General features: G+C 68.3%; 11 protein-coding genes. 7 read left to right on the forward strand and 4 right to left on the reverse strand.

What is annotated here, in order from left to right; all coding sequences use genetic code 11:
• Positions 1-273 precede the first annotated feature (273 nt).
• The 3 genes from DMB37_RS26525 to DMB37_RS26535 are packed head-to-tail and all read left to right on the forward strand — an operon-like array spanning position 274 to position 3,736.
• Positions 274-1,098 (forward strand): acyl-CoA thioesterase II, encoded by an 825-nt coding sequence (locus DMB37_RS26525; protein ID WP_135234987.1) that lies wholly within the window; start codon positions 274-276, stop codon positions 1,096-1,098.
• Complete coding sequence (locus DMB37_RS26530; RefSeq protein ID WP_135234988.1) at positions 1,098-2,486, forward strand: hypothetical protein; 1,389 nt, start codon at positions 1,098-1,100, stop codon at positions 2,484-2,486. Before DMB37_RS26525 ends, DMB37_RS26530 begins: the two co-directional genes overlap by 1 nt.
• Positions 2,483-3,736: a cytochrome P450 gene (locus tag DMB37_RS26535; RefSeq protein ID WP_135234989.1), complete on the forward strand. Its 1,254-nt coding sequence runs from the start codon at positions 2,483-2,485 to the stop codon at positions 3,734-3,736. Before DMB37_RS26530 ends, DMB37_RS26535 begins: the two co-directional genes overlap by 4 nt.
• Positions 3,737-3,789: 53 nt before the next feature.
• Here the strand turns inward: DMB37_RS26535 and DMB37_RS26540 are convergent, their stop codons facing one another.
• Positions 3,790-5,319 (reverse strand): aldehyde dehydrogenase family protein, encoded by a 1,530-nt coding sequence (locus DMB37_RS26540; RefSeq protein WP_135234990.1) that lies wholly within the window; start codon positions 5,317-5,319, stop codon positions 3,790-3,792.
• A 112-nt stretch (positions 5,320-5,431) separates the two neighbouring features.
• Between DMB37_RS26540 and DMB37_RS26545 the strand changes: the two genes are divergently transcribed.
• Positions 5,432-5,884 carry an Lrp/AsnC family transcriptional regulator gene (locus DMB37_RS26545; protein WP_040732134.1) on the forward strand — a complete coding sequence of 151 codons (453 nt, stop codon included), beginning with the start codon at positions 5,432-5,434 and terminating at the stop codon, positions 5,882-5,884.
• A gap of 63 nt (positions 5,885-5,947) precedes the next feature.
• Positions 5,948-7,282 (forward strand): L-lysine 6-transaminase, encoded by a 1,335-nt coding sequence (gene lat / locus DMB37_RS26550; RefSeq protein ID WP_135234991.1) that lies wholly within the window; start codon positions 5,948-5,950, stop codon positions 7,280-7,282.
• Between the two features lie 80 nt (positions 7,283-7,362).
• On the opposite strand, the gene DMB37_RS26555 is transcribed toward lat, so the two are convergent.
• Together DMB37_RS26555 and DMB37_RS26560 are read right to left on the reverse strand one after the other, a co-directional pair.
• Positions 7,363-7,707, reverse strand: coding sequence for a hypothetical protein (locus DMB37_RS26555; RefSeq protein ID WP_135234992.1), 345 nt, complete (start codon positions 7,705-7,707; stop codon positions 7,363-7,365).
• Entirely contained in the window at positions 7,707-8,126 is a 420-nt protein-coding gene (locus tag DMB37_RS26560) for a DUF1707 domain-containing protein (RefSeq protein WP_135234993.1), read from the reverse strand. Before DMB37_RS26560 ends, DMB37_RS26555 begins: the two co-directional genes overlap by 1 nt.
• A gap of 30 nt (positions 8,127-8,156) precedes the next feature.
• On the opposite strand from DMB37_RS26560, the gene DMB37_RS26565 reads away from it, so the two are divergent.
• Positions 8,157-9,692, forward strand: coding sequence for a serine/threonine-protein kinase (locus DMB37_RS26565; RefSeq protein WP_135234994.1), 1,536 nt, complete (start codon positions 8,157-8,159; stop codon positions 9,690-9,692).
• Between the two features lie 262 nt (positions 9,693-9,954).
• On the forward strand, positions 9,955-11,976 hold the full coding sequence (locus tag DMB37_RS26570) for a protein kinase (protein WP_135234995.1): 2,022 nt from the start codon (positions 9,955-9,957) through the stop codon (positions 11,974-11,976).
• A gap of 210 nt (positions 11,977-12,186) precedes the next feature.
• Here DMB37_RS26570 and DMB37_RS26575 read toward each other — a convergent pair whose 3' ends face one another.
• Complete coding sequence (locus DMB37_RS26575) at positions 12,187-13,125, reverse strand: patatin family protein (protein WP_240771662.1); 939 nt, start codon at positions 13,123-13,125, stop codon at positions 12,187-12,189.
• Positions 13,126-13,160 lie beyond the last annotated feature (35 nt).

The raw sequence follows: 13,160 nt of genomic DNA on the forward strand, positions 1-13,160 counted from the left end.
TGTTCGGGGCCGGAGATCCGGTCACGATCCCCGGATAATGCCTGGTCAAGGGTTGTCGAGTCGCCGGTATGGGTGTTTTGCGTGAATGTCTATCGAAGGTATTCCGTAAAGACGAATCCACTGCCTGTGAAATGGACTACACCCCTCTTGAATTAGATTAACCAGAGGTTCACTGTGTCTGGTACGAGGTGTCACACGATGATTTATCCGAGCTCCATCTGCACGGGTGCATCGCCAGCACTGTTTGGGATCTCTGAAGCGAAGGTTTTGCCCATGGTTGAGTTACTCGACGCGATGGCGGTGGAGCAGATCGACACGAACTTCTTTCGTGGCAAGCTGCAGCACCGCACCGCGCTGGTTCGGACATTCGGCGGCGAAGTGGCGGCACGAGCGCTGGCGGCGGGATCGGCGGGCATGCCCGCCGGATTCAAGGTTCATTCGATACACGGATACTTCGTGCGGTCGACCGCGTCGGAGATTCCGATCGACTATCTGGTCGACACCGTCAAGCACGGCCGGTCGTTCGCGGTTCGCCGCATCCGGGCGGTGCAGCACGGCCGGGAGACCTTCTTGATGGTCGCCTCGTTCCATGTCGGCGACCGTGGCGTGCGGCACGCCGATGCGTGCCCCGAGGCGCCGGGCCCGGAACAGCTGGCCCCGATCGGCGTGGGCGACGCGGGTAACGAATGGGAGGGCTGGGACATTCGACCGGTGCCCGACTCCACGATCGGTGCTGCGCGCCAACAGGTTTGGTTGCGCTACACCGGCAAGCTGCCGGACTGCCCGGTGACGCACAGTTGCGCGCTGACCTACGCCAGTGACATGACGCTGCTTGGCGCCGCCGTCGCGCTGCACCCGGGCATCGCCATTCAGACTGCCGCGCTGGACTATTCGATCTGGTTCATGCGGCCGTGCCGCGTCGACGACTGGCTGCTGTACGACGAGATATCGCCGTCGGCAGGCGCGGGGCGCGCGTTCACCCAGGGCCGGATCTTCAGCCGCAGCGGCGAATTGGTGGCCATGGTCGCCCAGGAGCGGATGCTGCGGCTGGCCGACCCCGGTTTCGGCCACAGCCTCGTCGACCGGGCGGCCTCCTGATGGCCCCCGTGTATGTCGGTCTCACCGACAAGGCGTTCCTGCGACTGCACCACGGCTACGGGGCACCGGTCATCAGCCAGACGGTGACGGTGCTGGCCAACCGGCTCACCGAGGAGGAGCTGAGCCAGATGTACGCCCAGCTGCGCTCCGGCCCGTTCATGCGGCGGGTGCGGCGCCCGAGAGTGCCCTTCGCCCGCTGGCGCTGGGTATTGGCGGACACCGCCTTGCCGTTGCACCTGGAGCATGCCGCGATCGACGACGCCGACGCGCTGGCCTGGGCGAGCGACGAAGCGCAGTACCCGCTCGACCCGGAACGGGGCTACGGGTGGCGGCTCTCGGCGGTGCCGACGCGGTCCGGTGGCATGGTCCTGTCCTGTATCGCCTCGCACGCCATCGCCGACGGTCACGCGGGACTGATGGCGGCGATCGGCTTGGTCCAGCCCGAGCTCGCCACCACGGAGGGCCTCACCGACGCCGTCACCTTCCGCGATGACCTGAAGGACGGCACGCGCCGCGGGATAGCCGTTGCGCGCGAGGTGGTTTCGGAAGCGCGACGAGCGCGCCGAGATCCATCTCATCGCAAGGCAATCCGCAACGCCCTGTCCGGTCGCGGCCCGACGCGAAAGTCCGCGCCACTCGGCTGGCGGGAAGGCTCGGTGGTCGCCACCTTCGACGCGGCGCGGTGGAAGGACCTCGCGGCCCAGCGCGGCGGCACCTCCAACACGCTGTATCTGGCGCTGGTCGCCGATCTCCTGCGGCACTGCGGGCTGATCGGCGAGACAGGTCCACTGGTGTTGCTGACCGCCGTGCGGATTCTGCGCGAGCAGGACCAGATCGACTCGAATTCCTTTGCCCGCGTGCCCATCGTGGTGCAGCGGGAGTGGCTGGATCAGTTCGACCTGGCACCGTTGCGCGCGGCCAGCAAGGCCGGCTTCGGGTCGGTGCACGGGGTCGGGGCCGGCGGGATCTCGCGCCCGCGGAACATGCCGCCCGAACTGGTCGACGTGCTCCCGGAGGGGGTGGTCGAGCGGCTCGTCGACACCCCGCCGATCACCGTCGGTATGTGCTCGAACATGGGCGTATTGGACCCGTTCGTGCCGACGGTGGTGCGCCATGGCGCGGCGCCGACGATGTTCGTGATGCGCGGCGTCTTCCAGGGCATCGACACCGAGCAGGCCGGTCGGCAGCCGATCGCGCTGGCCACCTGGCTCTCGGAGTTCGACGGGAAGATCCAGTGGGTGCTGGAGAGCATCAAACCCGAAATGGCGCACACCGACGAGGAATTGGGCTTCTTGGCGCGGCTGGTCGCCGAGTCCTGGGGGTTGGATCCGCTGCACGTCAGCAGTGGTGGCGGCAGTACCAGCAAGACAGCCAGGGAGTTCTCATGACCAAGCCGTTGATCAAACTGGGCACCGAGTTCGTCTACAACCCGCATCCGGTCTACGACGAACTGCGCAAACAAGGGCCGATCCACCACGTGCTGCTGCCGAACGGGCTGACCTCGTGGCTGGTGGTCGACTATCAGCTCGCCCGTGCGGTACTCGCCGACGACCGGATCAAGAAAGGCGCGGCCGCACTGGCCCCGATCACGACGCGGCTGCGACCTGGCGATACGTACACCACGATCAGCACGGACCTGTGGGAACACATGCTCAGCTCCGACCCGCCGGACCACACTCGCCTGCGCAGGCTGGTGACCAAGGGGTTCACCCCGCGCACCGTGGAGCAGTTGCACCCGCGCATCGATGCGCTCGCCGATCAGCTGCTCGACGAGATGGCGGGCAAGTCCGAAGTCGACTTGATCGACGGCTACGCGCTGCCGATTCCGATGACGGTGATCTGCGAACTGTTCGGCGTGCCGGAGGCGGATCGGGCGCGGTTCCGGGAGTTGTCAACCACGATGACGGCGTCCTCGGCCGAGAACGCCGAAGACCAAGCAGCCGTGGCGAATTCACCGTTCTACGCCACGGCGGCCGAGCGCGGGGCCGCGAGTATCGAGCTGGCCACCTACCTGATCGGGCTGGTCGCCGAGCGATCGAAGGACCTCGGCGAGGACCTGCTGTCCCAGCTGATCATGGCCAACCACGAGGGCGACAAGCTCAGCGACCGGGAACTGATCGCCATGCTGTTTCTGATCCTGGTGGCCGGTCACGAAACGACGGTCAACCTGATCGGCAACGGCCTCTACGCGATGCTGCGCGACCGGGTGCTGTACGAGGAACTCACGCACGCGCCGGAGCGGATTCCCGCCGCCATCGAGGAGTTCCTCCGCCACGAGGGGCCCGTCCACCTGGCTACCCTGCGGTACACCGCCGAGCCGGTCACGTTGGCGGGCATCGACATTCCGGCCGAGGAGCTGGTGTCGGTGTCGCTCGCCGCGGCCGATCACGACCCGGGCCAGTTCGCGGACCCGCACACCATAGAGATCGGTAAAACCGGCCTGAACAAGGGCGGCCACCTGGCCTTCGGCCACGGCATCCACTACTGCGTCGGCGCCCCGCTCGCGCGGTTGGAGGCGAAGGTGGCGTTCGAGAAGATCCTGGCCCGCTATCCGAACATGAAGATGGCCGACGCGGTGCAGTGGCGGCCGAGCACCTTCCTGCGCGGCCTGCAAACGCTGCCGACCGTCATCGACTGAGCAACGACGAAGGCCCGGCTCTGCTGAGCCGGGCCTCGTGCGTCGGTTACGGATCAGCCGAACTTGATGCCTTGCGCCAGTGGCAGTTCGGCGGAGTAGTTGATGGTGTTGGTGGCGCGGCGCATGTACGCCTTCCACGAATCCGAACCGGATTCGCGGCCGCCGCCGGTCTGCTTCTCGCCGCCGAACGCGCCGCCGATCTCGGCGCCGGAGGTCCCGATATTCACGTTGGCGATGCCGCAGTCGGAGCCGTCGGCGGCCAGGAAGCGCTCGGCCTCGCGCTGGTCGCTGGTGAAGACGGCCGACGAGAGTCCCTGCGGCACTTCGTTGTGCATGGCGATCGCACTGTCGAAATCGTGGTAGGTCAGCACGTACAGGATGGGCGCGAAGGTCTCCTCGCGCACCACCGCGGTCTGGGCGGGCATCCGCACGATGGCAGGCCGCACGTAGTACGCGTCGTCACCGAAGCCGTCGACTCGTTCACCGCCGCAGATCAATTCGCCGCCGTCGGCGAGCGCCTTGTCCAGCGCGGCCCGCATGCCCGCGTAGGCCCGGCCATCGATCAGCGGACCGACCAGCACTCCGTCTTCCAGCGGATTGCCGACGCGCAGTTGTTGATACGCGCTCTCGATCCGCTCGACCAGCGGCCCGACCACGTCGGCGTGTGCGATCAGCCGGCGCAGGGTGGTACACCGCTGGCCCGCCGTGCCCGCCGCGGCGAACACGATGCCACGCGCCGCCAGCTCCAAATCCGCTGAGGGCGTGACGATCGCACCGTTGTTGCCGCCCAGTTCCAGCAGGCAGCGGCCGAACCGCTCGGCCACCCGCGGCGCCACGATCCGGCCCATCCGGACCGAGCCGGTCGCGCTGACCAGCGCCACTCGTTCGTCGTCCACCAGCCGGGCGCCGACGTCGGCCGCGCCCTGAACCAGTTGGTGCACTTCGGGATCCGCCCCGACGTCGGTCGCGGCGCGACGCAGCAAGGTGTGGCAGGCGAGCGCGGTCAGCGGCGTCGTCTCCGACGGCTTCCACACCACGGTGTCACCGCAGACCAGCGCGATCGCGGTGTTCCACGCCCATACGGCCACCGGGAAGTTGAACGCGGAGATGACCCCGACGACGCCCAGCGGATGCCACGTCTCCATCAACCGGTGGCCGGGCCGCTCCGAGGGCATCGTCTGCCCGTAGAGCTGGCGCGAGAGACCGATCGCGAATTCGCAGACGTCGATCATCTCCTGCACCTCGCCCGCGGCCTCGGCGCCGATCTTGCCCGCCTCCAGCGTGACCAGTTCGGCGAGTTCGCTCTTGTGCGCGGTCAGCAGCTCGGCCAGCCTGCGCACCACCGCGGCGCGGACCGGTGCCGGCACGGTCCGCCAGGCGCCGAATGCCGTGGCCGCCCGCGCGATCGCGGCATCCACCTCGTCCATCGAGCTCGATTGCAGGGTCATCAGCTGTCCGCCGGTGATCGGGCTGCGGGCGGACAGATCGCCGGATTCCGGGGGCGTTACGCCGAGTCCGCGCAGCACCGCTGCCGCGCGCTCCGCGAGTTCCCGAGTGGTCTGATCGCCGAGTACATCTGTCATCTGTTGCTCCGCCGTACCTTTCGGCCGCATTGCGGCATATCTGTCCCATGTCTTGGGAGGATCGGGGTGAGGTTCCTGCCACGAGCGGGGTCGCCTGGGTTAGTCTCCGCTGATGGCGGATACACCTGCACGACCTGCACTCGACGACATCGATCGCCTGCTGATTCGGGAACTGATGGCCGATGGACGCGCCACGCTGTCGAATCTGGCCGAGAAGGCGAGCCTGTCGGTGTCCGCCGTGCAATCGCGGGTGCGCAGGCTGGAAGCGCGCGGGGTGATCCGCGGCTACACGGCGCACGTCGACCCGGAGGCACTCGGCCAGCTGTTGTCGGCATTCGTCGCGATCACTCCTCTCGACCCGTCGCAGCCCGATGACGCCCCGGCCGTATTGCAGCACATCCCCGGGATCGAGGCGTGCCATTCGGTGGCCGGTGACGAGAGCTATGTCCTGCTGGTTCGGGTGGCCTCACCACGGCACCTCGAGCAGCTGCTGCAGGAGATCAGAGCGACCGCCAACGTCAGGACCCGAAGCACCATCATCTTGCAGACATTCTATGACAGGTAGCTGTTACGTGTAATTAATCCGCTTTCCTGTACAGAAACCGTAAATTTTCGTATCCTCGGTGGCGTGACCATCGAACTGGAACGCACCCGCCCGGCGGTCACCCCCGCCGCCCGGGTGCACGAGATCTTGTCGGCCAGCATCCTCGCCGACGGCTTCGACCTGGTGCTGGATCTACAGCAGTCCCGCGGCTGCAAGCTCGTCGACGAACGTGACGGCAGCTCCTATCTGGACATGTTCGGCTTCTTCGCGTCCAACGCACTGGGGATGAACCACCCCGCGCTGGCCGAGGACGACGAGTTCCGCGAACAGCTGGTGACCGCCGCGCTCAACAAGCCGAGCAACTCCGACATCTACACCGTCGAGATGGCCCGCTTCGTGGAGACGTTCGTGCGGGTGCTCGGTGATCCGCGGCTACCGCACCTGTTCTTCATCGACGGTGGCGGGCTCGCCGTGGAGAACGCGCTGAAGATCGCGTTCGACTGGAAGAGCAGGCACAACGAAAGCAACGGCCGCGCACCGGAACTCGGCACCAGGGTGCTGCACCTGACCGGCGCCTTCCACGGCCGCACCGGCTACACCATGTCGCTCACCAACACCGACCCGGTGAAGACCGCCAGATTCCCCAAGTTCGATTGGCCGCGCATCGACGCGCCGTTCCTGTGCGAGGACCACGACATCGACGCGGCCGAGGCCCGTGCGCTGGACCAGGCCCGCCGCGCGTTCGCCGAAAACCCGCACGACATCGCGTGTTTCATCGCCGAGCCGATCCAGGGCGAGGGCGGTGACCGGCACCTGCGGCCGGAGTTCCTGCAGGCGATGCAGCAGCTGTGTCACGAGAACGACGCGCTGTTCGTGCTGGACGAGGTGCAGACCGGCGTCGGCATGACCGGAACCACCTGGGCCTACCAGCAACTCGGCGTGCAGCCCGATGTCATCGCGTTCGGCAAGAAGACCCAGGTGTGCGGCGTGATGGCGGGCGGGCGCGTCGACGAGGTGCCCGACAACGTGTTCGTGGTCAACTCCCGGATCAACTCGACCTGGGGCGGCAACCTCACCGACATGGTGCGCGTCCGGCGCATCCTCGAGGTGCTCGAGCAAGACTCGCTCATCGAACGGTCGCGGGCCCTCGGCGCGCATCTGCTCGATCGGCTGCAGATCCTGGCCGCGCAGCACCCGAGCATTACCGAACCGCGGGGCCGTGGGCTGATGTGCGCGGTGACGGTGGCGTCGGCGCAGTTGCGCGACGAGGTGGTCACCGCGCTGCGGGAGCGCGAGCATGTGCTGATCCTCGGCACGGGTGAGCGGGGAATCCGCTTCCGGCCGCCGCTGACCGTCAGCGTTGCCGAGCTGGATGCCGCGGTCGACGCGCTCGATCGGGTGATCGCCGGCTTCGAGTAAGGCGACACCGCTTACTGCGACTGTGCGCGGGCAGCTGGGATCTTTCCGGCCGCCCGCGCATTGCTGTCGGTACCGGTAGTTCAGTCGGTGGTGGGGCGCAGGCCCAGGGCGCCCTCGACGAATCGGCGGACGGTGGTCAGTCCGGCTTCGAGGGCCGGTTCGTATCCTTTGCGCGCCCAGCCGGTGACTTCGGCGGTGCCGTCGGCGGTGGGCCTGGCGTCGACCTCGGCGACCATCTCCGCGGTAGTCGGTTCGCAGACCGCCCACGAGAAGTGGGACTCCTCCGCCCATCCGGCGGTGCGCAGCGCGACATAGCTGGGGTCGGTGATGCCACCCTCGGCCAGGGCCGGGCGATCGTCGATCCGGTCGTCGGCGCGCAGGGCGCGCAGATACCAAGTCCCCGCGTTGATTTCGATCGGCTCCATCAGGACTCCCGCCGGCGACCGCGACCTCGGCCGTGCCCACCGTGCCAGCCGTGGCCGCCGTGCCCGCTGCCGAACAGCAGGGCGCCCATCAGCGGAATCGCCAGGAACCACAGCCAACTGCCGGTGGTGAAGAACAGGATGACCGCCAGGATCGGGACGACCGCCATCGCCCGTTCCGGCCAGTCGGCGAGGAAGCCGGACTTCGACTCGGCGGGCACCGCAGCGGCTTTGACGAGCGGATCCGGCAGATCCGCGAAAACCGGTGTGATGTCACCGCGGGTGACGGCGGCCGCGATCACCGCGCTGCGCTCGTCGAATTCCGCGACGCTGAGCCGCCCGGCTGCGAAATGATCGGACAATCGCCGCATAGCGTCTTCACGCTCCGCGGTGCCGATACGGATTTCGGGTAGCTCCTCCATGAGGAGAAGGCTAGCGGGAGGTTCAACACCATGGGTGAGACGTGGTTCGGCCACTATCGCCTCGATCGATTGCTCGGCAGCGGTGGCACCGGACAGGTGTGGCTCGCGCACGACAGCATCGCCGATCGTGTGGTCGCATTGAAGGTGTTGTCCGCCTCGGTGGCGGCCGACCCGAAGTACCGGCAGCGGTTCACCAGGGAGGCGCGGCTGGCGGCCCAGGTGCGCGGGCCGCATCTCGCGGCGATTCACTCCTTCGGCGAGCTCGACGGTCAGCTCTATCTCGACATGGAGTACATCGAGGGCACCGACCTCGCCACCGTGCTCCGGTGCGAAGGGCCGATGGCGCCCGCGCGGGCGGTACGGATCGTGGTGCAGGTCGCGGAGGCCCTCGACGCCGCGCACCGGGCCGGGCTGGTGCATCGTGACGTCAAACCGTCCAACATCATGCTCGATCCCGCCGGCATCGCGCATCTGATCGACTTCGGTACGGCGTATCGGGTCGACCAGCCCGCGATCACCACGAGCAGCAATGTGGTCGGCACGCTGGCCTATATGGCGCCGGAACGTTTCTCCGGCGCGGGCGACGCCCGCGCCGACCAGTACTCGCTGGCCTGCGTGCTGTATGAATGCCTGACCGCGCGGCGGCCTTTCGGCAATGCCGATGCCGCACAGTCATTGATGGCGCACCTGATGACGGACCCGCCGCTCGCCGCCGACTTCAATCACGCGGTGCCCGCCGGTTTGGATGCCGTTATCGCTCGCGGCATGGCCAAGGTACCGGAGCAACGCTGCGCCAGCGCAGGGGAATTGGCGTCGGCCGCCTACGCCGCGATCACCGGGCTCGACGTGCCGACGGTTGTGACGTCCGCCGCCGCCTTTACGGCATCTGCTCTGCCGCAGTCATTTCGAGCAGCGGATGTGCCTGCGACACTGCCGCTGAGACGTGATTCGGGTCAGCGTGACTCAGCTCGAGCGGGAGCCGCGGCGCAGGGGGTTACGTGGCCGGTGCGGTCCGGTGGTACAGCAGGTGACGGTGGTGCGCGGGCGGACGTTGGCTCGGGCGAGGGGGTTTCGCGGCAGACGATGCGATCGCGTGTCGCGGCGGGTGCCTTGGTGGTGCTTCTCGTGGCGGTGGGGCTGGCGCTGTGGCTCGGTCGGCCGGGGGGACACGGAAAAGATTCGGCCGCACCGACATCGGTGCCGACGGCAACCGTCGGGCCGTCGTCCACGGCTGCGCCGCACGTCGCCTCCGCGCAGGCCCGGCCACCGGTCGCCTCGAATTCTCCCGCCCCGTCCGTGCTCATTCCGGTCGCTTGGCAGCCGTGCGATCCCACCGTCGATGTGCGCGGCCTCGCCAAGGACGGCACGCTGCTGCATTGCGTCGGCACCGCCGACCGCGCCGCGAACTGGATGCCCGCGATGCCGGCGGCCGAGCAGCCGAAGCAGGACACACCGAAGCCGAAGCAGGACACCGCTAAGCCGGGGCATGGCGACGAGTCCAGCGGAAACTCCGGCAATGGCAACGGCAACGGCAACGGGCGCGGCAAGCCTGGCAACGGCCGGTAGGGCGGTCGCCGAAATGACGGCAGCGAACGCCTTCTCGCTGGGTCGGTCGCCATGTCCGGTTGGTGAGTTGCTGGGTTTCACCACGCACGACGGGGTGTTGTTGAGGACACACTGGCCGGGTCGGCGGGGTGGGGTTAGGCTCCGAAGGAGGTTGGGTTCTGCGGTGTTCGCGGTGTGAGCTGGTGGTTTTCAGCGAAGCCTCGGATTGATCGGAGGCCGGCGGGCCGGGCCTGGACAAGTCGACGGTGACTGGAGGTTCGCGATGGGGGAGGTGCGATTCGGGGGCTATCGGCTGGAGCGTTTGCTCGGCAAAGGCGGGATGGGGCAGGTCTGGCTGGCCTACGACGACGCGAATGCGCGCTGGGTGGCGTTGAAACTCTTGCCGGCCGAGCTTGCCGCGGATGCGGGGTATCGCAGGCGATTCGAGCGCGAGGCCGAGGTGGTGGCCGAGCTGCGGGATCCGCGTATTCCGCGAATCCATCGGTTCGGCGAGATCGACGGTCGGCTGTTCATCGACATGGAATTCGTCGAGGGCCGCGATCTGGCGAGCACGATTGCCGCAGGGGCCATGGCGCCCGCCGCAGCCGTCGGCATCGTCGGACAGGTGGCGGCCGCGCTCGACGTGGCGCACCGGGCCGGGCTGGTACATCGTGATGTCAAGCCGTCCAACATCGTCGTGCACGTCAGCGGCTTCGCCTATCTCATCGACTTCGGCATCGCGCACGGCATCGGCCAGACCGCGGTCACCACCACCGGATTGGCGATCGGCACCCTGGCCTACATGGCGCCGGAGCGGTTCACCGGAAAGGCGGACGCGCGTTCCGATGTGTACTCGCTCGCCTGCGTCCTCTACGAATGCCTCACCGGCTGCCGCCCCTACGGCGACACCGATCCGGCCCAGCAGATGCACGCCCACCTGATGACCGACCCACCCCGCGCCGCATCCCGTAACGCCGCCGTCCCCGCCACCCTGGACGCCGTCATCAGCCGCGGCATGGCCAAGAACCCCGCCGATCGCTACGCCAGCGCAGGCGATTTCGCCGCCGCCGCGCATGCCGCGGTCGGCACCCCGCTGCCCGCTCCTCGTCCGCCGAAGTCACCTGCGTCGACCAAGGTGCTGCCGGTGCCCGACCCCGCGCCCACTCGATCGGCCGCCGCTGAGCGTGCTGCCATCGACGCCCAGCGCCCCGCACCTGCCCGTACGCCGAAATCGCCTGCGCTGACCAAAGTGCTGCCGGCTCCAGGCCCAGCGCCGACTCGGGTAGCGACTCGGCTCGAGACGTTGCCGCCGAGCTATGCACCACCACAGCAGTATTCGGCGCGCCCTGTGCTTCGGGGCCCGGTGTCCGCCGACCAGAATGCGTATTCCGCAGTGCCGCAGCGGGGCCCGGCACCGGTCGGTCGAGCGTCGGATCCCCGGGCGCAGCAGCCGGTTTCGGCGGTGCGGCAGCTCGGTGCGGCGGCGCGGGGTCTGCGCGCCTTGGTGATGCCGCGTTCGTCCGAACAGCGCGCCGCAGGTCCAGTGGACCCTGCTCGTCCCGGCGCGCAGTCCCGTCCGATGGTCCCGCAGCAGCGATACCCCGTCGGTTACGGGCGGCGAGTCTTCCCCGCACCGGCGAAACCACCCAAGTCGCAGCGGTATTCGGGCGCTCGCCGACGGCCGTCGGCCGCTCCGGTGCGTCGGCCGCGGCGTAAGCGTGGCGGCGTGTTGTCGAAGGTGATCGGCGCGCTGGTCGTCGTATTTCTGACGCCGTTCATGCTGGCGGCGGGGTGTGTCGCGTTGCTGGCGTCGGCTGGCCGGGTCGGGGACTCGGGCGGGTCGGGTGCGCCGCCGCCGACGGCGATGGCGGAGGAGAACCTGGCGCCACCGCCCGAACAGCCCGAGTCGGTGGGGCTGGCGGCCGCGGGTACTCCGGTGCGGGACGGCAAGTTCGAGTTCGTGGTGCGCGATGTCGATACCGATGTCCGTCGGGTGGGACTACAGACGGCGTCGGGTTCGTTCGTGATCGTCACGCTCGAGATCCGCAACATCTCCGCCGAGCCGAAACGGTTCCTTCCCCTCGGGCAGCGCCTGTTCGACACCCAGGGCACCCCGTTCGACCACAATGCCACCGCCACCATGTGGCAATCCGCTCAGCACGGCTACGGCTACTCGTTCGAGCTGACACCGGGCCAATCGGCAACCACCCAACTGGTTTTCGACGTACCCGCCGAAACGACCCCGACCCATCTCGAACTACACGACTTCGTCCTCTCCAATGGGGTCGCCGTCCGGCTGGACTAGCTCCGCCACCCTGGGCAGGGCTCCGCCAACCGCACAGCCCTTTGATCGCCTCTGCGAAAAGGTGTGGCCAAGGATTGGCCATGCGGCAAGGTGTGTGATTCGGTCAGGCGAGGGCGGGATCGGCAACGTGGAAGCTCTGGTGACGGTTGAACGGCCGGGCGGCGCGGGCCCGGTCAGGCGACGCCGGGGCGGTCAGGCGACGCCTTAAGGTCAGGCAACGCGGGCGTTGTCGGACAGCGCGGTGTGGACGGCGTTGCGGCCGATGGTGAGCGCCTCGGCGAGCAAGGTGGTGTCGCGGGCGGCGCTGTCGATGTCCGGTGAGCCGAGGGGCGGATGGATCTGCAAGACGGCATCACCGAGTTCGGCGAGGGCGCGGTCCTCGATCGCCTGCTGGTGCGGGCGTTGTATCCAGGCGCGGTAGGCGCCGGGCGCGGTGGCGCGCAGATACCCGCCGCCGACGACACGGTGCAGCAACGAGGCGGGCGGGCGTTGTTCGTCGATGCGACGGGTGCGCAGGACGAGTGCATGCGTGGCACCGCTCCGAACGGCGGTGCGGATGGGGACGGTTTCGGTGAGGCCGCCGTCGAAGTAATGCGAGCCGCCGAGCGGGACCGGCGGTCCGGCCAGGATGGGCAGCCCCGCGGACGCGCGCAGCGCGCGCATGAGGGTGCGCTTGTCCACGATGAACGGGTGCAGGTCCACCGCGCGGCCGGTGCGGATGTCGGTGGCGATGGGGTGAAAGGTGGTGGGGTTGGCCAGGATCGCCGGGAAATCCATCGGCTCGATCCCGTCGTACACCTGATGCACCAGGTAGCGCAGGTCGAAGGCGGGCCGTCCGCGCAGTAGCCGGGCCGGGTCGATGGCGCGGCGCATGATCGCCGGATCGGTCCAGGAGCGCATGCCCGCGACGGCGCGTCCACCCAGCAGCCAGGCGCCGTTGATCGCCCCCGCCGAGGTGCCGTAGACGGCGTCGAAAACCGTGCCGAGCCCCAATTCCTCGATGGCCGACACCATTCCGCTCGAGTAGACCCCGCGGCTGCCGCCGCCTTCGACGACGAGTACCAGTCGGTGTCCGTCGGCGCGACTTCCCGCCGCACGGCGGGCGCGGATAATCTCCGCGACGGCGGAGACGCTCGGCGTACTGGTCACCGGACCACGATACGACAGAGCGGGCGCGGACGTCA

The sequence above is a fragment of the Nocardia sp. CS682 genome, assembly GCF_004634405.1.
Taxonomy (GTDB): Bacteria; Actinomycetota; Actinomycetes; order Mycobacteriales; family Mycobacteriaceae; genus Nocardia; species Nocardia ninae.

Coding starts and splice junctions, on each gene's coding strand:
- DMB37_RS26525 (WP_135234987.1), top strand. CDS start 274: ATGGTTGAGTTACTCGACGCGATGGCGGTGGAGCAGATCGACACGAAC.
- DMB37_RS26530 (WP_135234988.1), top strand. CDS start 1,098: ATGGCCCCCGTGTATGTCGGTCTCACCGACAAGGCGTTCCTGCGACTG.
- DMB37_RS26535 (WP_135234989.1), top strand. CDS start 2,483: ATGACCAAGCCGTTGATCAAACTGGGCACCGAGTTCGTCTACAACCCG.
- DMB37_RS26540 (WP_135234990.1), bottom strand. CDS start 5,319: ATGACAGATGTACTCGGCGATCAGACCACTCGGGAACTCGCGGAGCGC.
- DMB37_RS26545 (WP_040732134.1), top strand. CDS start 5,432: ATGGCGGATACACCTGCACGACCTGCACTCGACGACATCGATCGCCTG.
- DMB37_RS26555 (WP_135234992.1), bottom strand. CDS start 7,707: ATGGAGCCGATCGAAATCAACGCGGGGACTTGGTATCTGCGCGCCCTG.
- DMB37_RS26560 (WP_135234993.1), bottom strand. CDS start 8,126: ATGGAGGAGCTACCCGAAATCCGTATCGGCACCGCGGAGCGTGAAGAC.
- DMB37_RS26565 (WP_135234994.1), top strand. CDS start 8,157: ATGGGTGAGACGTGGTTCGGCCACTATCGCCTCGATCGATTGCTCGGC.
- DMB37_RS26570 (WP_135234995.1), top strand. CDS start 9,955: ATGGGGGAGGTGCGATTCGGGGGCTATCGGCTGGAGCGTTTGCTCGGC.